Here is a 19,196-nt window from a genome sequence, read left to right as displayed (position 1 = left end):
TGTTTCCTGACGCGGAGCAGGGCATGATCGCGGCGTGTCCACCATCGGAAACCGGCTGCGGGAGGCCCGGGCCGCCCGTCGTCTCACTCTCGACGCGCTCGCGTCGACCGTCGGTGTGACCAAGGGCTACCTGTCCAAGGTCGAGAACGACCGCGCATCCGCGTCCGTCGCCGTCCTGGTGCGCTGGTGCGACGCGCTCGAGATTCCCATGGGGTCGCTGTTCGACGACGTTCCGCACGGCGACGTCGTCCGCGCCGGCGAGTACCCCCCGATCGCCCTCGGGGGTCATGCCCAGACGGAGTACCTGCTGACCCCGCCGGGCGAACAGCGCGTGCAGGTCATCCACGGCAGGATCGAGCGCGGAGGAGGCAGCGGCGACGAGTCGTACGAACTGCCGGCCGAGGTCGGGTTCGTCCTGGTGCTCACCGGTCGGCTGATCCTGACGCTCGACGAGCGCACCGTGCAACTCGACGACGGTGACGCGCTCACCTTCGATCCTCGTCGTCGGCACAGCTTCCGCGCGGAGGTCGACACCACGGTGCTGTGGGTCCTGACGCCGTCCATGCCCTCCCGCCACGACAGAACCAGAATCGAGACGACCCCATGACCACGCCCGTCACTCCCGACAGCTCGGTCCACGAGCGATCAGCAGGGGACCGTGAGCAGCCGGTCACCATGTTCGGCCCCGACTTCCCCTTCGCCTACGACGATTTCCTCGCGCACCCGGCCGGGCTCGGGTCGGTCCCTCCGGACCGCCGCGGCACCCGCGTCGCCATCGTCGGGGCCGGTCTCGCCGGCACCGTCGCCGCCCGGGAGCTGCTGCGGATGGGACTCGAACCCGTGGTGTACGAGGCGGGGTGGATCGGCGGCCGCATGCACTCGGTCCCGTTCGAGGGGCACGAGGACACGGTCGCCGAGATGGGCGCGATGCGGTTCCCGCCGTCGTCCACCGCCCTGTTCCACTACCTCGACCACCTCGGCATCGAGACCACCCCGTTCCCCAACCCGCTCGCCGAGGCGACGCCCAGCACCGTCATCGACCTCAAGGGCACCAGTCACTACGCGCGGCAGCTGACCGATCTCCCCGACGAGTACGCCGAGGTGGCCAGGGCGTGGCAGCGCACGCTCGAGGAACAGTCCGAACTCGTCCCTCTCCAGCGCGCCATCCGCGCTCGGGACGCGGCGGCGGTGAAGCGCATCTGGAACGACCTCGTGGTGCGACTCGACGACACGACGTTCTACGGGTTCCTCGTCGGATCCCCCCACTTCGCGTCGTTCGCGCGTCGAGAGCTGTTCGGGCAGGTCGGTTTCGGCACCGGTGGCTGGGACACCGACTTCCCGAACTCGATACTCGAGATCCTGCGCGTCGTGGCCACGGAGGCGGACGATCACCACCGCGGCATCGTCGGCGGATCCAGCCGCCTGCCACGTGGTCTGTGGTCGGAGGCCGTGTCGGACGCGGCGCACTGGTCGGCGGGCACCTCGGTCGCGTCGCTGCACGGCGGCACACCCCGCCCGGGTGTCACGGAGATCCGGCGACGGACCGACGACGCCACCGGCGACCACACCTTCGCGGTGACCGACTCCTCGGGCCGGACGGACGAGTTCGCCTCGGTCGTCGTGACCGCGCAGAGCTGGATGCTCCTCAACACCATCGACACCGACGACGACCTGCTGCCCATCGATCACTGGACGGCCGTCGAACGCACCCACTACATGGGGTCGACCAAGGTGTTCGTGCTCGTGGACCGACCGTTCTGGAAGGACGTCGACCCCGAGACGGGGAGGGAACTGGTCAGCATGACCCTCACCGACCGGTTGAGTCGGGGAACGTATCTCCTCGATCACGGCGACGATCGGCCCGGCGTGATCTGTCTGTCGTACACGTGGAGCGACGACTCGCTGAAGCTGCTGCCGCTCTCACCCGACGAGCGGTTGACGCTGATGCTGGGATCGCTCGAGGAGATCTATCCCGGGGTGGACTTCCGCAGCCACATCGTCTCCGATCCGGTGACGCTGTCGTGGGAGACCGAGCGCCACTTCATGGGTGCCTTCAAGGCCAACCTGCCCGGCCACTATCGCTATCAGGAACGCCTCTTCTCGCACTTCGTGCAGGACGAGCTCGCCCCCCGGCATCGCGGGATCTTCCTCGCCGGCGACGACATCTCGTGGACGGCGGGATGGGCCGAGGGCGCCATCCAGACCGCGCTCAACGCGGTGTGGGGAGTCATGAACCACCTCGGCGGATCGACACATCCGGACAATCCCGGGCCGGGCGACGTCTTCGAGAGCATCGCCCCGCTCCGCCTCGGGGACTGATGCGTCGACCGGCGCGGTGAATCTCGGTCCGGGAGGACTTACCGAGCGGTAGCGTTCCTCCGGTGGTTCAGTTGCTCTCGCGCTCACGGGCGGCCGATCGGCCGCCCGTGACGACGCCTGCGACCGTTCCGGTGCGGACCGTCTCGGCGCAGGCGCTGGCCATCGTGCTCGTGCTCGCCGTCGCGGTGCTCGTGTTCCATCTGACCCGGCCGACGGCCGAGGAACCGGCCGTCGGGGCGGTCGCCGCTCCCGCTGCGGACCTGCGGCCGAGCTTCCTGGCGGAACCGGAGCGCAACCTGGGCCCGCTGCGCCAGATCGCGAAGGTCAACCGCGCCACGGCGGAGGAGGAGTACGCGGCCGCCATCGCCGTGCTCTCGACGGCGGCGAGCGCCGAGGAGAAGGATCGCCGACTGTACGAGCTGCCACCGGCCGTGATCGGCGCCCGCATCGGTAGCTACGCCTCACCGGCTCGCGGCACGTACACGTCCGGTTTCGGACCGCGGTGGGGAACGATGCACAACGGAATCGACATCGCCGGCCCGATCGGCACACCGATCCTGTCGGTGGCGGACGGTCAGGTGATCGAGGCCGGCCCTGCGAGCGGCTTCGGGTTGTGGGTGCGCGTGCGACACGACGACGGCACCGTGTCCATCTACGGTCACGTGGACACCCTGGTCGCGGTGGCCGGTCAGCGGGTCGCGGCGGGGCAGCAGATCGCGACGATGGGGAACCGCGGCGACTCCACCGGGCCGCACCTGCACTTCGAGACCGTCGTCGCGGACAAGCACGTGGATCCCGAACTGTGGTTGATCGGCCGCGGTATCTCGCTCGGACCGGAAGGCGACTGACGAGTCCCATCCGTCACACCAGTAACACGCTCGGATACGATCAGGGCATGAGACGGGCACTTCTGACGGCGGCGACGGCACTCGCCGTGGCCGTGGGCACCGCACCTCTCGGCGCCGGTCCGGCCGCGGCCGACACCGCCGGCTCCTGCTCACCCGAGCATCCCCGTCCCGTCGTGCTGGTGCACGGCACCTGGGTCGACGGTCCGGACACCTGGTCCACCCTCACCCCGCAGCTCGAGGCGGAGGGCTACTGCGTCTTCACTCTCGAGTACGGCTACCGCGCCGAACCCGGCGAGAACCTGCTGCAGACCTACGGCGGCGACGACATCGCCACGTCCGCGCGGGAACTGCGCGCCTTCGTCGACGACGTCCGATCACGCACCGGCGCAGCCGACGTGGACGTCGTCGGGCACTCCCAGGGCGGTGTCGTGGCGCGTCAGTACCTGAAGTTCGAAGGTGGAGCCGACGCCGTGCACACCCTCGTCACCCTCGGCGCCACCAATCACGGCACCACGTTCTCGGCGGGGCAGCTCGTCGGATCGCTCGCGCAGCAGTTCGGACTGCCGGTCGGCGAGGTCGCCGCCGCGGCCGTCGGACCGTCGTTCGTCCAGCAGATGGTCGGCTCGTCGTTCCTCGACGTGCTCAACGCGGGCGGCGACACCGTCCCGGGCGTCGACTACACCGTGATCGCCACCCGCGCGGACACCGTCTCCACGCCGCCCGAGAACACCTTCCTCGCCGCGGGCCCGGGCGCGACCGTGGACAACGTCTGGGTGCAGGACGGCTGCCCGAGCAACACCGCCGGGCACATGGAACTGACCACCGACCCCCGCGCACTGTGGATGGTGCAGCGCGGGCTCGACCGGTCCTACGCCGATCGGGTCCCCAGCCCCTGCTGAGTGCCGGGGTGTGCGCGCTGGTGCGGTGGCCGGCTGGAAGGGGTGTGCACACGGCCGGCGTGTGGTGAACACCCGTTGCTGCAGGCTGGAGGGTGTGTGCGGTTGACGCAGGGGGTGTGCACGCAGCTCGCTGAACCTCGCGATCCCGCCGATTCTCACGTTCCGCCGCCCTCACGCGTTTACTGATCGTGATGCTTCCGTTCGAGACCGTCGTGGCCACCCACGGCCCCGTGGTGCTGCGGGTCTGTCGCGCCGTGGTCGGTCCCGTCGACGCCGACGACGCGTGGTCGGAGACCTTCCTCGCCGCACTCCGGGCGTACCCCGACCTGCCCGAGGACGCGAACGTGCAGGCCTGGCTGGTGACCATCGCGCACCGCAAGGCCGTCGACGTTCATCGCGCGGCAGCTCGTCGGCCCGTGCCTACCGATTCAGTTCCGGACGTCGCCACGATGGTGCCCGACGAGAATCACGCCCTGTGGTCCGCGGTCGCGGCCCTGCCCGACACTCAGCGACTGGCCGTCGCGTACCACCACATCGGGGGGCTCCCTCATGCGGACGTCGCTGCGCTGCTGGGTAATTCGACCACCGCCGCCCGGCGTGCCTGTGCCGACGGCATCGCGACGCTGCGCCGCACGACCACGAGGAGTGAGCTGCTGTGACCACCGCCGCCGAACTGACCGCGCTCCACGAGCGACTGACGCACCGCGCCGCCGAGGAAGGACTGCTCGACGTCGCGTACCGCACCCTCGACTCACCCGTCGGCACGCTCCTCGTGGCGGCCACCGAGCGAGGTGTCGTGCGCGTGGCCTTCGACGTCGAGAACCACGACACGGTCCTGCAGACGCTGGCCACCCGCATCAGTCCACGCGTGCTCCGAGCGCCGGCCCGGCTCGACCCGGTGGTCCGCGGGCTCGACGCGTTCTTCGCCGGGACGTCCCGCGTCGTCGACGTCGACCTGGATCTGCGCCTCGCTGCAGGGTTCCGTCGCGACGTCCTGACGCATCTCCAGCGCATCCCCTACGGCGAGACCCGGAGCTACGCCGCCGTGGCCGCGGAGACGGCCAGCCCGAAGGCCGTCCGCGCCGTGGGATCGGCCTGCGCGCGCAATCCGCTGCCCCTGGTCATCCCATGTCATCGCGTGGTGCGGTCGGACGGAACGCCCGGTCGCTACGCCGGCGGTGAGGCCGCCAAGCAGCTTCTGCTCGAGCTCGAGACACAGAACTACTAGGCGGTATTAGTCTCGAAGCATGTCCTCTGCTGCTGATGTTCCCGCGCACCTCGTTCTGTCTCGTCGCGATCTCGAGTTCCTCCTCTACGAATGGCTCGACGTCGAGTCGTTGACCGAGCGGAAGCGCTTCTCCGATCATTCCCGGGAGACGTTCGACGCGGTGATGGAGCTCAGCGAGCAGATCGCGGTGAAGCACTTCGCGCCGCACAACAAGAAGGCGGACGCGAACGAGCCGCACGTCGGCGAGGACGGCAAGGTCGTCCTGATTCCCGAGGTCGAGCAGGCGCTGAAGGTGTTCAACGACGCCGGCCTCATCTCCGGGCAGTTCGACGACTCGCTCGGCGGCATGCAGCTGCCGACCACGGTGTCGAAGGCGTCGCTCGCGTGGTTCCAGGCCGCGAACACCGGCACCGCGACCTATCCCTTCCTCACGATCGGCAACGCCAATCTCCTCATCGAGTACGGCAGCGAGGAGTTGGTCGACGCCTATGTCCGGCCCATGCTCGAAGGCCGTTTCCACGGGACCATGTGCCTGTCCGAGCCCGGTGCCGGATCGTCGCTCGCCTACATCACCACCAAGGCCGTCGAGCAGGGTGACGGCACCTACGCGGTGACCGGAACCAAGATGTGGATCTCGGGCGGCGAGCACGAACTCGGTGAGAACATCGTGCACCTCGTCCTCGCCAAGATCCCCGGCGGTCCGGCGGGCGTGAAGGGCATCTCGCTCTTCGTCGTGCCCAAGACGCTGGTGAACGCAGACGGGTCGCTGGGCGAGCGCAACGACGTGAACCTCGTCGGCCTGAACCACAAGATGGGGTACCGCGGAACCACCAACACGCTCCTCGCGTTCGGCGAGAACGGCGGCGCCACAGGCTATCTCGTCGGCGAGCCGCACAAGGGCCTGTCGTACATGTTCAAGATGATGAACGAGGCGCGCATCGGCGTCGGCATGGGCGCGACCGCGCTGGGCTACACCGGCTACCTGCACTCGGTGGCGTACGCCCGGGACCGTGCACAGGGCCGGCCCGTCGGTGACAAGGATCCGGCTGCCCCGCAGGTGCCGATCATCGACCACTCCGACGTGCGTCGCATGCTGCTCGCGCAGAAGTCCTACGTCGAGGGCGGTCTGGCCCTGGGTCTGTACTGCTCCCGGCTGGTCGACGAGCAGATCACCGGCGAGCAGGACTCGGCGGATCGCGCCGGGTTCCTCCTCGACGTGCTCACCCCCATCGCCAAGGCGTGGCCGTCGCAGTGGTGCCTCGAAGCCAACAATCTCGCGATCCAGGTGCACGGCGGGTACGGCTACACCCGCGACTACAACGTCGAGCAGTTCTACCGCGACAACCGCCTCAACCCCATCCACGAGGGAACGAACGGCATCCAGGGCCTCGACCTCCTCGGACGCAAGGTCGTCGCGCAGGGCGGCCGAGGGCTCCAGCTCCTCGTCGAGACCATCACGGAGACCATCGACGCGATGTCGGGCGAGTACGCCGACGCCCTGCGAGCGGCAGTGGATCGCCTCGTGGCCGTCACCGGCACGCTGTGGGGTCAGGGCGACGCCGAGGTGGCGCTGGCCAACTCGTCCGCGTACCTCGAGGCGACCGGTCACGTGGTCGTCGCGTGGCTCTGGCTCGACCAGCTCCGCGCGATCGGCGACAAGGAAGGCGCCTTCTACGACGGCAAGCGTGTCGCGGCGCAGTACTTCTTCCGGTACGAGCTCCCCAAGACGGGCCCACAGTTCGACCTGCTCGAGAACCTGGACCGTACGACGCTGGACCTCGACACCTCGGTTCTGTAGGGCAGCGCTTGCCGGGTGGGGTGCTGCCGGGCACACCGCGCGGTGTTGCGCGCACCGTTCAGCGTGCGCAGAGAGTCGGGCGCTGCGCGTGGGGAGGCACCGCATCGCGGGTGGTGCGGTGCGTGCCTGATCACGGGTGTGCCTGGCGCACCGCGCGGTGTTGCGCGCACCGTCCAACCTGCGCACACCACCGCGCGCAGCGCCCGGACGCCCGGCGACGGTACCCAGTAATCCCAGTCACACCTACCTGGTCAGGTCGCGCAGCGACTGCTTAGATACAAGATGTGCGCAACACAGATGCAACCGAGACGTCGTCCGACCGGGCGTACGCGACGGTCAAGGAGCTCATCGTCTCCGGCGAGCTGCCGGGCGGGGAGCTGATCAGCGAGGGGCAGATCGCCGAGCGCACCGGCACCAGCCGCACCCCGGTCCGTGAGGCCTTCCTCAGGCTCGCGGCCGAAGGATGGATGCGGCTCTACCCCAAGCGCGGGGCCCTCGTGGTTCCCGTCGCCCCCGACGAGGCCACCCATCTCGTCGCCGCCCGTCGACTCGTCGAGACCGGATCGCTCGAGGCGTTCGCACAGGATCCGGGCAGCCGGGCCTCCGCCGCCGCACAGATGCGCGAGAGCCTCGACCGGCAGCGCGTTCTCGCGGAGGCGGGCGACTCCCTCGGCTTCGCTGCCGAGGACGCAGACTTCCACACCATCGTCGTCACGCACGGGGACAACCCGCTGCTGTCGACCTTCTACTCAGGATTGCGCGACCGGCAGCGCCGCATGACCGCGAACTCCGTGGCGCGCAATCCGGACGTGTTGGCGTCGATCATCGGCGACCACACCCGTCTCACCGCACTCGTCGAGCAGGGCGACGTCGCCGCGTACGACGACGCCCTCTCCCTCCACATGGCAGCCACGCACGCGCTGCCGCGTGGAATCCGCTGAAGGACCCCACCATGACCGTTCTCGACCGCACGACCACCACCCGCACCTGGCTGCCCGTGGCGCTCGGCATGCTCGCCGTCGCCTGGGGCGGCAACGAGTTCACGCCGCTCCTCGTGATGTACCGCGAGGGTCACGGCTTCTCACCCGTCGTCGTCGACGTGTTCCTCTTCGCCTACGTCGTCGGCATCGTGCCGGCCCTGCTGATCGGGGGCCCGCTCTCGGATCGCTACGGACGGCGGCCGCTCATGGTGCCCGCGCCGGCCGTCGCCGCCGCGGGATCTCTCGTCATCGCCCTCGGCGCGCACTCGGCCCCGATCCTCGCGACCGGCCGCGTGCTCAGCGGCATCGCGTTGGGGCTGGGTATGGCCGTCGGCGGCAGTTGGTTGAAGGAGCTGTCCGCGGACGGCTCGGGTGCCCGCCGTGCCGCCATGTCGCTCACGGGCGGATTCGCCACGGGCGCGGGGGTCGCCGGCGTGCTCGCGCAGTGGGCGCCGTGGCCCGAGGTGCTGCCGTACCTGGTGCACGTCGCGTTGGCAGCACTGGCCACCGTGGCCCTGCTCGGGGTGCCCGAGACGCGAGCGCGCGCGGTGGACGGCGCCTCGCTGCTGTCCGATCTGCGCATCCCGTCGGCGGGTCACCGTCGGTTCGTGTCCGTCGTTCTTCCCATGGCGCCGTGGGTCTTCGGCGCGGCCAGCGTCGCGTACGCAGTGCTGCCCGGTCTGATGGCCGACCACTCCGGCGCGTTCCCCATCGCGTTCTCCGCACTGCTCGGCGTGGTCGCGCTGTCGTCCGGCTTCGCCATCCAGGCCGTCGGCCGACGCATCGACACCGCGTCGAGTGCGCGCGCCGTCCTGGTCGCGCTGGGCATCATCGTCGTCGGCATGGTGCTGGTCTCGGTCGCCGCCGACGTGCTGACGATCCCGATGGCGCTGCTCGCCGCCGCGGTGCTCGGGTGCGGCTACGGCATGGCGATGGTGTCGGGCCTGCAGGAGGTGCAGCGCATCGCGGGACCGCGTGATCTGGCCGGACTCACCGCGGTGTTCTACTCGGTGACCTATCTCGGCTTCGCGGTGCCGGCGATTCTGGCGCTGCTCGTGCAGGAGTTCCCCGACGCGATCACCTACCCCGAACTGTTCACGGCCGGTGCGGTTCTCGCCGCGGTGTCATTGGTGCTCGTCGCGACGAGAACGCGGTCGCACCTGCCGTCAGGGCAGTCGGGGTAGCCGCTTCTTCTCGAGCCAGGACTCCCAGAACTCGTCGGTGCTGCCGTACTGCTTCGCCAACCCGACGAAGTCCGACGTCGCCACGGTGGCGTGGCGGAAGGTCGTGGTCCACTCGCGGATCAGATCGAAGAACGCCGCGTTGCCGATGGTGCGCCGAAGTGCGTGCAGGGCAAGGGCTCCGCGCTTGTACACGCGGTCGTCGAACATGTCCTCCGGTCCTGGATCTCCCAGCACGATGTCCTGCGGCAGGGACGACAGGCGGCTGTGTGCGCGGGTGGCCTCCTGGTGCGCGGACGGTCCGCCCGAGCTCTCCGACCAGATCCACTCGGAGTAGCAGGCGAAGCCCTCGTGCAACCAGATGTCGCTCCACCGCGCGATGGTGAGGCTGTTGCCGAACCACTGGTGCGCCAGTTCGTGGGCGACGAGTCGCTCGTACTCGCGGTCGCCGTCACAGTGATTGGCGCCGAAGATCGACAGCGTCTGTGCCTCGACGGGGATCTCCAACTCGTCGTCGGTGACGACGACGGAGTACGACTCGAACGGATAGGGGCCGAACGACTCGACGAACGTCTCCATCATCTGCTGCTGACGGCCGAAGTCGTGATCGAAGTTCTGGCGCAGACGCGCCGGCAGGATCGCGTCGATCGGCACGGGGGAGTCGCTGACCCGGTGCTTCTCGTACTGGCCGATCTGCACGGTCGCGAGGTACGACGCCATCGGTTCGGGCTGGTCGTACACCCAGGTGGTGCGCGAGGACTTCACGTACTTCCGCGTCAGTGTCCCGTTCGAGACGACGTGGTACGGGGAGTCGGCAGTGATCGAGATGGTGTACGCCGCTTTGGAACTGGGATGGTCGTCGCACGGGAACCACGATGCGGCGCCGTTGGGTTGGCTCGCGACGAGGGCGCCGTCGGTGAGCTCCTCCCACCCGACCTCACCCCACACGCTGCGAATCGGTGCGGGGTTGCCGCTGTAGGCGACGGTGGCCGTGAAGGAGGCGCCCTCGTCGATGGCACGCTGCAGCGTGACCGTCAGCTTGCCGCCCCGATGGGTGAACCGGACACCGCGCATTCCGGCGACACTCACCTTGGACGGGGTGAGGGCCGGACCCATGTCGAGTGAGAACTTGGTGATCGACCGGGTGGCCACCGCATGCACGACGGCCTTGCCGGACAGGCGGTTCGACTGCACCTTGTACTCGAGGTCGAGGGCGTATCGCTCGACCGAGTACCCGCGGTTGCCGTTCTGCGGCAGGTACGGGTCGATGGGAGAGTCCGGCATCACTTGTCGGTCCAGGGTGCGATGGGGTTGCCCTGCCACCGGCTCGACTCGGGGACGGTGTCGCCGCGCATGACCAGCGAGGCCGGTCCGACCGTGGCACCCGCCCCGATTCCCGCTGCGGGCAGTGCGACGCAATGCGGGCCCAGCGTGGCTCCCGCCCCCAAACTCACCGTGTCCATGCTCATGATCCGATCATGGAACAGATGTGTCTGCACGACGCACCCTCTGTTGACGGTGGCACCGTCGCCGAGCGTGATGAGGTCGGCCTCCGGCAGCCAGTAGGTCTCACACCAGACTCCCTTCCCGATGTGGGCGCCGAGCCAGCGCAGCCACAGGTTCAGCACCGGGGTTCCCTCGGCGGCGCGGGCGAACCACGGGGCGGCGACGACCTCGACGAACGTGTCGGCCACTTCGTTGCGCCACACGAACGAACTCCACAGCGGGTGCTCCACCGCACCGATGCGGCCGACGAGCGACCACTTGGCGACGGCGGAGATTCCGGCCGCGACTGCGCCGGCGATCAGCAACACGACGCCGCTGAGCAGGGCGGCGGCCCCGTAGCCCAGCGTTCCGGCGATCCAGGTCAGGGCGGCGAGCACGCCGAACCCGATGCCGAACGACACGACGACGGGCACGAGTCGACAGGTCTCGACCACGGCGCGGGCGATCTTGAGTCGCCGCGGCGGGTCGAAGGTGCGGGTGGTGTCGGACGAGTTGGGCGCTCGGCGCAGGCGCACCGGCGGGCTGCCGAGCCACGACGATCCCGACTTCGCCTTGGCGGGTGCGGCCGACAGCACGGCGACGAGGCCGTTCTTCGGCACGCGTCGACCCGCGGCCGCCATGCCGGAGTTGCCGAGGAACGCACGCTTGCCCACCTTGGCCTCGCCGAGCAGCATCCAGCCGCCGCCGAGCTCGTAGCTGGCGATCATGGTGTCGTCCGCCAGGAACGCACCGTCGCCGACTGTCGTGAACTTCGGGACCATCAGGACCGTCGACGCCTCCACGTCCTTGCCGATGGTCGCGCCGAGCAGCCGGAGCCATCCCGGAGTGAGCAGACTCGCGTAGAGCGGGAAGAGGAACGTACGGGCCGAGTCCATCAGGCGTTCGGTGGCCCACACCTGCCAGCCGATGCGACTGCGTACCGCGTGGTGGCCGGGAATCAGCCCGATCGACAGCAACCGCACGGACACGAGCGTGACCGCTGCGAAGACGAGCAACGACACCGCGGTGGCGGGAGCGAGCAGCGCCAGCCCGAGGCCGATCGCACCGCGCAGTGTGGTCGCGTGCGCGACTCCGACAGCGACGAGGAGCAGGCCCGCGGCAATGGACAGGAGGGGAAGTCCCGACAGCAACAGCGACGTCACGCCGTAGACGGGCACCCAGCCGCGACCGCGCGGCGGCGCCTCGTCGGGCCACGGGTGCATCGCCTTGCCGACCTTCGCGGCGGGCGAGCCGGACCACTGCTGACCGGCCTTGACCTTGCCGGAGACGGCCGACCCCGCGGTGATCTCGGCGCGGCGGCCGATCCTGGCTCCGGGGAGCAGGGTCGACCGCGCACCCACCGTGGCGCCGGCGCCGACTTCGATCGAGCCGATGTGCACGACGTCGCCGTCGATCCAGTAGCCGGACAGATCGACCTCGGGCTCGAGCGAGCAGCCGTCACCGAGAGTCAGCATGCCGGTCACCGGAGGCAGGGTGTGCAGATCGACGTCGCGGCCGACCGTCGCACCGAGTGCGCGGGCGTAGTAGACCATCCACGGCGCGCCCGACAGGTTCGAGGCACCGCTGGCGTCGGTCAACCGGTTGGCGGTCCACAGCCGGAGGTGCACGCTGCCGCCGCGCGGATGGGCGCCCTCCGTGACGCCGCGCATGAGGAGCCGTGATCCGGCGACGGAGATCGCCATCCGGCCCACGGGCGTCACGAACAGCAGGAACCCGAGCGCGAGCCACCACCAGGACACCGTCGGCAGCCAGGGGCGGGGAGCGAACCAGCTGAACGTGTTCGCCATGATGCCGAGCCAGGTCACCCACTGCAGCCCGGTCAGCGTCGTCAGCGGCAGGGTCGCGAGGACCTGCACCACCTGGGCCGTCCGGGGTGTGGGGACGACGATGCGCTTCTCGGTCACCGGCGGGGGGACGAGCGAGTCGAGCAACGCGACGAGCGAGCCGAGTCGCGGATGGTCGTAGAGCTGCGCGACCGTGATCTCGGGGAAACGCTCGCGCAATCGAGTCACGAGCAGTGCGGCCGAGAGCGATCCGCCACCGGCAGCGAAGAAGTCCGCGTCCAGCGATTCGATCTCGGCGCCCAGCACGTCGCTCCACAGCTCGGCCACCCAGCCGGCGGTCCCGGCGAGAGAGGCGTCGTCCGGAGTCGAACCACGCTTGGGCAGCGGCCACGGCAGAGCCGCGCGGTCGACCTTGCCGGAGGTGCGGGTGGGCAGTTCGTCGACGAGTGCGAGACGCGGAACCATCGCGGCGGGAAGCTGTTCCGCGAGGAGCTCGCGGGCGCGGACGAGGTCGAAGTCCGGGTCGGTGCTGGCGAGATAGCCCACCAGCACGGGTGTTCCGGAGCCGGTGGTCCGCACTGCGGCGGCTGCGCCGCTCACACCGGGGAGGGCCTGCAGGGCGTTGTCCACCTCACCGAGCTCGATGCGGCGCCCGCCGACTTTCACCTGATCGTCGGCGCGGCCCTGGAAGAGCAGCCCCTCGAGCTCGAGCCGCACGAGATCGCCGCTGCGGTAGGCGCGGTCCCATCCGAGAGTCGCCATGGGAGCGTACTTCTCGGCGTCCTTCACCGGGTCGAGGTAACGCGCGAGGCCGACGCCACCGATGACGAGCTCGCCCACCTCGCCCACCGCGACCAGCTCCTCGTCCGGGCCCACGACGGCGAGGTCCCATCCGTCGAGCGGCAGCCCGATGCGCACCGGTCCGACACCGTCCATGAGAGCGGCGCAGGCGACGACGGTGGCCTCGGTGGGCCCGTAGGTGTTCCAGACCTCGCGGCCCGGAACAGCCAGTCGCTCAGCGAGATCCGGCGGGCAGGCCTCGCCTCCGAAGATGAGCAACCGGACGTCCTCGAGCGCTTCGCGAGGCCACAGCGCCGCCAGGGTCGGCACCGTCGACACCACGCTGATGTCACGTGCGACGAGCCAGGGGCCGAGGTCCATGCCACTGCGTACGAGGGAGCGCGGCGCGGGAACGAGGCACGCGCCACTGCGCCAGGCGAGCCACATCTCCTCGCACGACGCGTCGAACGCCACGGAGAGCCCCGCCAGCACCCGATCGCCCGGGCCCATGGGTCGGTCCTGCAGGAACAGTCGTGCCTCGGCGTCCACGAACGCCGCCGCGTTGCGATTGCTCACCGCGACGCCCTTGGGCTTGCCGGTCGAGCCCGAGGTGAAGATGACCCAGGCGTCGTCGTCGGGTGTGGGATGGCCGACCGCGCGCCCGGTCCCCGCGGTGTCGGTTCGGGTGACGCCGCCGTCCGCGATGATCGCGGTGACGCCGGCCTCCGAGAACACCAGCTCGGCCCGCTCGTCCGGGTCGTCGACGTCCACCGGGACGTAGGCCGCACCGGCGGCGATGACCGACAGGATGGCCGCGTAGAGCGAGTAACTGCCCGACGGCATGCGGACCCCGACGCGATCGCCGGCGCAGACGCCGTGTCGGGACAGCCACCGAGCGCCCTCGTCGATGTTGTCGAGCAGTTCGCTGTAACTGATGGTGGTGTCGCCGTCGTCGATGGCCGGCGCATGAGGGAATGCCCGCGCGGTGTCCTCGAGGATGTCGACGAGGGTGCGCACCGGGGCCGCCACGGAGGAACGGAGGTAGGCCTCGGGAACACGGGTCTGCAGTGACAAGACGAACGGCCTCTCGCATCGAACAGGGACGACGGAACGCTGGCGGGTGTGACGACACGTTATTGCACGCCCAGTTTGCGGGTTGGTGAACAACTCCGCCGACCAGGCGCGCGTGCGGCGAACCGGTTGACAACTCGGGCGACCGTTTGCCATCCTGCTTCCAGGTCACGAGTACCAGCATCAAGCCCCGGCTCGCTGGTCGGCAACCCTCCTCCGCGGTGGGGTGCTCCGGGTGACGACCTGGCCGCGCTCCGACGACGGAGGCGGCAAGCGCGGATCGACGCCTCTCGTCAGATCGCGGCCCTCGTGCCGTGCGTCGATCCCTCGACGGAGGGATTCATCATGACCACAGTTCTGCAGCGCCCGATCGCATCCGTGCACGGCCGCGACCAGCAGGTGACGTGTGCCGACGGCCGCACCACTCGCAGCATCGATCTCGACTACGCGGCCAGCGCTCCCGCGCTCGACGCGGTGGTCGAGCGAGTACGAGAGGTGTTGCCGCACTGCGCGAGTGTGCACCGCGGCGCCGGCCACAAGTCGCAGGTCTGCACCCGGGAGTACGAGTCCGCCCGGAACACGGTGCACCGCTTCTGCGGCGCGGATCCCGACGACGTGGTCGTGTTCACGCGGAACACCACCGACGCGCTGAATCTCCTGGCGGGCTGCGTTCCCGGGGACACGGTGGTGCTGGACATCGAGCATCACGCGAATCTGCTGCCGTGGCGGAACCGCCGGGTGGTGCGATCGGCGGACTCGGTCGAGGAGACTCTGACTCGCCTCGGCGACGAACTCGCGTCGAGACCTGCTGCGCTGCTTGCCGTCACGGGTGCCTCCAACGTGACGGGCGAGGTCCTGCCCCTCGATCGACTCGCGGATCTGGCGCACCGACACGGTGCCCGCATCCTCGTCGACGGTGCGCAACTCGTTCCGCACCGCGCCGTGGACATCACCGCGGCGGGCATCGACTACCTGGCTTTCAGTGGTCACAAGCTGTACGCGCCCTTCGGAGCGGGAGTGCTCGTAGGACGGCGTGACTGGCTCGATGTGGCCGAGCCGTACCTCGCGGGCGGTGGAGCCACCCGGCACGTGTCCGTCCTCGGTGCGTCGGTCGACATCGACTGGGCGCCGTCCCCGGCGCGGCACGAGGCCGGCACACCCAATCTCCTCGGCGCCGTCGCGATCGCCGCGGCGTGCGACGAGATCGGCGCGATCGGCCACGGTGCCATCGCCACTCACGATCAGGAGTGCACGGACGCCCTGCTCGGCGGGCTCACCGCTCTGGCCGGTGTGTCGGTCCTCCGCCTGTGGAGCGACTCCGCCGACATCGTCGGCATCGTGTCCTTCACCGTAGACGGTGTCGACGCGGGTGCACTCGCCACCGCGCTGGCCGACGATCACGGCATCGCGGTGCGGGCCGGGAAGTTCTGCGCCCACCCCCTCCTCTCGCGGGTCGGCGCGGCCGACGGTGCCGTGCGGGCGAGCATCGGGCTGGGGACCACCGCCGACGATGTCGATCGGTTCGTGGAGGCGGTGCGTGTGACGTGCCTCTCACTGCGGGATCGCGTCACCACCGGATCGTTAGCATCAGCATCATGACGAGGAGCAGGTTGTGGGGTCGACGACACGTCGACCTCTGCCGTGCGACCTCGACCGCCTGTCCGGTCCGGTGATCGTGCGACTCACTTCACCCCACAGCCTCCGCTGCACCCACGACTGACTGGACAACTCATGACCACGGTGTCTTCCGACTCCCTCGTCTTCCTCGACGGCGTCTCCGGTACCTCCCCGGACGTCGTCCGGTTCTCCGCCGCCGATCTCTCCGAGGCCCAGAGCCGCTACGCGACCCTCAAGGCCGAGCACCCCGGGGCTCGTGTCGTGGTGGACATCGACGTGCACATCGCCGCCGACGCCCGGACCGCCCGCCGCGAGGTGCTGGCGTCGGACAGCAAGCCTCGCCCCGGCACTCTGCAGTACGTCGGCACCGCGTCGGGTCTCGCAGGCCTCGTCGCCGACATCGTGACGGTCGACGTGGCGGACGGCGTGACCCTGCGTCCGGTGGTGGAGCAGACGCGGGAGTCCGTCGTCCGGGCGATCACCACCGAGGTGGTGCCCGCCCTGGAGGTTCGGCGCCTGCGCGCGTCCTGAGGCTCAGCCCTCGCGGGTCTCGGGGCCCATGTCCACAGCGAGCCCGGCGGTGATGCGCAGCAGTTCGGGGTAGGTCGTGCGGAAGAGGGTCGCGGGGTGACCCGCTGCAGCCCACAGCCGTTCGAAGCGTTCCAGCGCCGTGTCGACGAACGTCGGCAGATTCGTCGGGTGGCCCACGGGAGCGATCCCGCCCACCGGTTGCCCGGTGGCGTGTTCGACCACGTCGATCGGTGCGCGGGTCAGCGTGCCCTCGAGACGTCGACCGGTGGCATCGAGGTCCACGTTGTGTGCACCCGACACCAGCAGCAACACCGGGTCGTCGTCGAGCAGGAACACCAGCGACTTGCAGACGGCACCGAGCGGAACCCCGCTCACCGCCGCGGCCTGACGCGCCGTGTGCGTCGGCTCGGACTGCGTCACGATCACGCCGTGATGACCTCGGGCGATCAGAACGTCCGACACGTGTGCCGCAGCGGGATGGTGGATCCGCGTCATGGTCGCAGGATAGTCAGTCCACGCCGCCGGGACATCCGGTGAGCGGGAGCGCTGGCTATCCTGACCGGATGACACACACGGATGCGTGGAAAGCCTTCACGGTGACGACCGACGCCCATGTCGCGACGGTGACCCTCATCGGCCCGAACAAGGGCAATGCGATGGGTCCCGACTTCTGGTCGGAACTGCCTCTCGTCTTCTCCGCGCTCGACGCGGACCCCGAGGTACGCGCCATCGTGCTCGCCGGCTCGGGCCGCAACTTCAGCTACGGTCTCGACCTGCCCGCCATGGCAGGCGATTTCGGTGCGGTCATGGGGGACAAGGCACAGGCCGGTCCGCGCAGCACGTTCCACGACATGATCAAGCGCATGCAGGCGTCGATCAACGCGGTGGCCGACTGCCGCAAGCCCGTGGTGGCCGCCGTGCAGGGGTGGTGCATCGGCGGTGGGATCGATCTCATCTCGGCCGCCGACATCCGCTACGCCAGCGCGGACGCGAAGTTCAGTGTGCGCGAGGTGAAGGTCGCCATCGTGGCGGACATGGGGTCGTTCGCCCGTCTGCCCGCGATCATCGGCGACGGTCATCTTCGCGAACTCGCGTTGACCGGAAAAGATATCGACAGTGCCCGGGCGCAGCAGATCGGTCTGGTCAACGACGTGTTCGACGACGCGGAGGCCGTGCTCGCCGCAGCGCGTGCCACGGCCACCGAGATCGCGGCGAACCCGCCTCTCGTGGTGCACGGGATCAAGGCGGTTCTCGACCACGGTCGCGTTGCGGCAGTGGAGGATTCGCTGCGCTACGTCGCCGCGTGGAACGCAGCTTTCCTGCCGTCCGAGGATCTGACGGAGGCCATCACCTCGGTGTTCGAGAAGCGCCCCGCGTCGTTCCAGGGCAAGTAGTAGAGACCCTGGTGGAACGGCCCGATCAGCGGAAGGCGCTCTTCGGGTCGTTCCACAGCTGATCGGTGAAGTCCTCGAGGACGACGAGCACCACCGAGTCCTCAGCGCGGCGCAGGATCGACTTGCTCGCCCGGACCTGGAGGATGTCGCCCTTCGAGTCCGTCATGCGCCAGAGCGAGTCGGCGCGGGTGGCGACGGTGGTCAGGAACGTCTCGGCGATGTTGACTCCGAGCGGTTCGTTGGCCGGGAAGATGTCCTGCAGTGTGAGGGTCTCGTTCGACCGGGGGGACTCCTCGTCGAAGCCCATCAGTTCGTCGAAGGCCTCGTTGGCGAAGACGACCGTGCCGCCGGGCTCGACGGCGAGGACGGCCAACGGAATGCGGTCGAGCACGACGGTCACCGGCAGTGACGGGAACTGCGTCGTGGTCGAGACCGCCTCGGACGTGGGATTTCTCCGGTCGCTCACAGCGTCACTCATCGGTGGTACCGCACCCTTACGTCGTGGCTCGTTCGTCCTGACACGGCCCGGGGGACCGCGGATGCGATGCTATCAGCGGACAGCACCGCATCCGGGTTTCCGACGGTCTCTAGTGGTCGCCCTGGTTCTTCAGGCGCTCGACCGATGCCTCGAACTCCGCCTCGGCCTCGGCGCGGCCGACCCAGTTGGACCCGGTGACGTGCTTGTTCGGCTCGAGATCCTTGTAGTGCAGGAAGAAGTGCTCGATCGCGTCGAGCTCAAACTGCGAGACGTCCGAGAGATCCTGGATGTGGTCCCACCGCGGATCGCCCGCCGGGACGCACAGCACCTTGTCGTCGCCGCCGGCCTCGTCGACCATCTTGAACATCGCCACGGGGCGGGCCTCGACGAGGACACCGGGGAACACGGACTCCGGCAGCAGGACGAACGCGTCGAGCGGATCGCCGTCCTCACCGAGGGTGTTCTCGATGAAGCCGTAGTCCGCGGGGTAGCCCATCGCCGTGTAGAGGTAGCGGTCCAGGCGTACTCGCCCGGACTCGTGGTCGACCTCGTACTTGTTGCGCTGACCCTTGGGGATCTCGATGGTCACGTCGAACTTCACGTCCACTGTCCTTTGCTCGGTGGCCCGGCTACCTGCTCGGCGGCCACGTACTGTCGTGCAGTCGTCTGTCGGGCGCATCGAAGGACGCGCCGGTGGTCAGACAGTAACCGGCCGCGTCGATAGGGTGCGAGGAGAGGTGCATCGCCGGAGAACGGCCACGGACCCGCGAGTGGAGGAGAGA

General features: G+C 69.4%; 17 protein-coding genes and 1 riboswitch. Of the genes, 12 read left to right on the top strand and 5 right to left on the bottom strand.

What is annotated here, in order from left to right; genetic code table 11:
• The first annotated feature begins 34 nt into the window (after nucleotides 1-34).
• The 9 genes from BR07_RS25225 (at nucleotide 35) to BR07_RS0117165 (ending at nucleotide 9,256) form a co-directional block, all read left to right on the top strand.
• Entirely contained in the window at nucleotides 35-607 is a 573-nt protein-coding gene (locus BR07_RS25225) for a helix-turn-helix domain-containing protein (RefSeq protein ID WP_051613521.1), read from the top strand.
• Entirely contained in the window at nucleotides 604-2,319 is a 1,716-nt protein-coding gene (locus BR07_RS0117200; protein WP_027506492.1) for a flavin monoamine oxidase family protein, read from the top strand. The genes BR07_RS25225 and BR07_RS0117200 overlap by 4 nt, the downstream gene beginning before the upstream one ends.
• Nucleotides 2,320-2,381: 62 nt before the next feature.
• Complete coding sequence (locus BR07_RS27660) at nucleotides 2,382-3,167, top strand: M23 family metallopeptidase (protein ID WP_231476416.1); 786 nt, start codon at nucleotides 2,382-2,384, stop codon at nucleotides 3,165-3,167.
• A 47-nt stretch (nucleotides 3,168-3,214) separates the two neighbouring features.
• Nucleotides 3,215-4,066: an esterase/lipase family protein gene (locus BR07_RS25215; protein ID WP_051613520.1), complete on the top strand. Its 852-nt coding sequence runs from the start codon at nucleotides 3,215-3,217 to the stop codon at nucleotides 4,064-4,066.
• A 191-nt stretch (nucleotides 4,067-4,257) separates the two neighbouring features.
• Entirely contained in the window at nucleotides 4,258-4,725 is a 468-nt protein-coding gene (locus BR07_RS0117185) for an RNA polymerase sigma factor (RefSeq protein ID WP_027506491.1), read from the top strand.
• Entirely contained in the window at nucleotides 4,722-5,294 is a 573-nt protein-coding gene (locus BR07_RS0117180; RefSeq protein WP_027506490.1) for a methylated-DNA--[protein]-cysteine S-methyltransferase, read from the top strand. Before BR07_RS0117185 ends, BR07_RS0117180 begins: the two co-directional genes overlap by 4 nt.
• A 19-nt stretch (nucleotides 5,295-5,313) precedes the next feature.
• Nucleotides 5,314-7,092, top strand: coding sequence for an acyl-CoA dehydrogenase (locus tag BR07_RS0117175; RefSeq protein WP_037186309.1), 1,779 nt, complete (start codon nucleotides 5,314-5,316; stop codon nucleotides 7,090-7,092).
• A 284-nt stretch (nucleotides 7,093-7,376) separates the two neighbouring features.
• A complete protein-coding gene (locus tag BR07_RS0117170) occupies nucleotides 7,377-8,033 on the top strand; it encodes a GntR family transcriptional regulator (protein ID WP_037186307.1) in 657 nt (218 codons plus the stop codon).
• An 11-nt stretch (nucleotides 8,034-8,044) separates the two neighbouring features.
• Nucleotides 8,045-9,256, top strand: a complete 1,212-nt coding sequence (locus BR07_RS0117165; protein ID WP_027506487.1) for an MFS transporter — start codon at nucleotides 8,045-8,047, stop codon at nucleotides 9,254-9,256.
• Here the strand turns inward: BR07_RS0117165 and BR07_RS0117160 are convergent.
• Both BR07_RS0117160 and BR07_RS0117155 read right to left on the bottom strand, forming a co-directional pair.
• Nucleotides 9,239-10,537 (bottom strand): M1 family metallopeptidase, encoded by a 1,299-nt coding sequence (locus BR07_RS0117160; protein WP_051613539.1) that lies wholly within the window; start codon nucleotides 10,535-10,537, stop codon nucleotides 9,239-9,241. The genes BR07_RS0117165 and BR07_RS0117160 overlap by 18 nt on opposite strands.
• Nucleotides 10,537-14,397 (bottom strand): Pls/PosA family non-ribosomal peptide synthetase, encoded by a 3,861-nt coding sequence (locus tag BR07_RS0117155; RefSeq protein WP_027506485.1) that lies wholly within the window; start codon nucleotides 14,395-14,397, stop codon nucleotides 10,537-10,539. The genes BR07_RS0117160 and BR07_RS0117155 overlap by 1 nt, the downstream gene beginning before the upstream one ends.
• A 163-nt stretch (nucleotides 14,398-14,560) precedes the next feature.
• Nucleotides 14,561-14,676: riboswitch (SAM riboswitch) on the top strand.
• A 63-nt stretch (nucleotides 14,677-14,739) separates the two neighbouring features.
• Here BR07_RS0117155 and BR07_RS25210 point away from each other — a divergent pair.
• Together BR07_RS25210 and BR07_RS0117145 are read left to right on the top strand one after the other, a co-directional pair.
• Nucleotides 14,740-15,993 (top strand): aminotransferase class V-fold PLP-dependent enzyme, encoded by a 1,254-nt coding sequence (locus BR07_RS25210; protein ID WP_081821380.1) that lies wholly within the window; start codon nucleotides 14,740-14,742, stop codon nucleotides 15,991-15,993.
• 132 nt (nucleotides 15,994-16,125) lie between these two features.
• The gene (locus tag BR07_RS0117145) at nucleotides 16,126-16,542 is read left to right on the top strand and encodes a hypothetical protein (RefSeq protein WP_037186306.1); all 417 of its coding nucleotides are present in this window, start codon (nucleotides 16,126-16,128) and stop codon (nucleotides 16,540-16,542) included.
• Nucleotides 16,543-16,545: 3 nt separating this feature from the next.
• Here the strand turns inward: BR07_RS0117145 and BR07_RS0117140 are convergent, their stop codons facing one another.
• A complete protein-coding gene (locus tag BR07_RS0117140; RefSeq protein ID WP_027506483.1) occupies nucleotides 16,546-17,037 on the bottom strand; it encodes a YbaK/EbsC family protein in 492 nt (163 codons plus the stop codon).
• 68 nt (nucleotides 17,038-17,105) lie between these two features.
• On the opposite strand from BR07_RS0117140, the gene BR07_RS0117135 reads away from it, so the two are divergent.
• Nucleotides 17,106-17,936 carry a crotonase/enoyl-CoA hydratase family protein gene (locus tag BR07_RS0117135; protein ID WP_027506482.1) on the top strand — a complete coding sequence of 277 codons (831 nt, stop codon included), beginning with the start codon at nucleotides 17,106-17,108 and terminating at the stop codon, nucleotides 17,934-17,936.
• A 25-nt stretch (nucleotides 17,937-17,961) separates the two neighbouring features.
• Here BR07_RS0117135 and BR07_RS0117130 read toward each other — a convergent pair whose 3' ends face one another.
• Complete coding sequence (locus BR07_RS0117130; RefSeq protein ID WP_027506481.1) at nucleotides 17,962-18,414, bottom strand: histidine kinase; 453 nt, start codon at nucleotides 18,412-18,414, stop codon at nucleotides 17,962-17,964.
• A gap of 109 nt (nucleotides 18,415-18,523) precedes the next feature.
• Nucleotides 18,524-19,015, bottom strand: coding sequence for an inorganic diphosphatase (locus tag BR07_RS0117125; RefSeq protein ID WP_027506480.1), 492 nt, complete (start codon nucleotides 19,013-19,015; stop codon nucleotides 18,524-18,526).
• Between the last annotated feature and the right edge of the window lie 181 nt (nucleotides 19,016-19,196).

Origin of the sequence: Rhodococcus sp. UNC23MFCrub1.1, from assembly GCF_000686025.1 — a bacterium.
GTDB lineage: Bacteria > Actinomycetota > Actinomycetes > Mycobacteriales > Mycobacteriaceae > Rhodococcoides.
This window is presented reverse-complemented; position numbering and strand designations above follow the sequence as displayed.

Excerpts from the sequence above, each read along its gene's own strand:
- BR07_RS0117145 (WP_037186306.1), top strand. The coding sequence starts at position 16,126 with ATGACCACGGTGTCTTCCGACTCCCTCGTCTTCCTCGACGGCGTCTCC.
- BR07_RS0117200 (WP_027506492.1), top strand. The coding sequence starts at position 604 with ATGACCACGCCCGTCACTCCCGACAGCTCGGTCCACGAGCGATCAGCA.
- BR07_RS0117175 (WP_037186309.1), top strand. The coding sequence starts at position 5,314 with ATGTCCTCTGCTGCTGATGTTCCCGCGCACCTCGTTCTGTCTCGTCGC.
- BR07_RS0117160 (WP_051613539.1), bottom strand. The coding sequence starts at position 10,537 with ATGCCGGACTCTCCCATCGACCCGTACCTGCCGCAGAACGGCAACCGC.
- BR07_RS25215 (WP_051613520.1), top strand. The coding sequence starts at position 3,215 with ATGAGACGGGCACTTCTGACGGCGGCGACGGCACTCGCCGTGGCCGTG.
- BR07_RS0117130 (WP_027506481.1), bottom strand. The coding sequence starts at position 18,414 with ATGAGTGACGCTGTGAGCGACCGGAGAAATCCCACGTCCGAGGCGGTC.
- BR07_RS0117165 (WP_027506487.1), top strand. The coding sequence starts at position 8,045 with ATGACCGTTCTCGACCGCACGACCACCACCCGCACCTGGCTGCCCGTG.
- BR07_RS0117140 (WP_027506483.1), bottom strand. The coding sequence starts at position 17,037 with ATGACGCGGATCCACCATCCCGCTGCGGCACACGTGTCGGACGTTCTG.
- BR07_RS0117135 (WP_027506482.1), top strand. The coding sequence starts at position 17,106 with ATGACACACACGGATGCGTGGAAAGCCTTCACGGTGACGACCGACGCC.
- BR07_RS0117185 (WP_027506491.1), top strand. The coding sequence starts at position 4,258 with ATGCTTCCGTTCGAGACCGTCGTGGCCACCCACGGCCCCGTGGTGCTG.
- BR07_RS25210 (WP_081821380.1), top strand. The coding sequence starts at position 14,740 with ATGACCACAGTTCTGCAGCGCCCGATCGCATCCGTGCACGGCCGCGAC.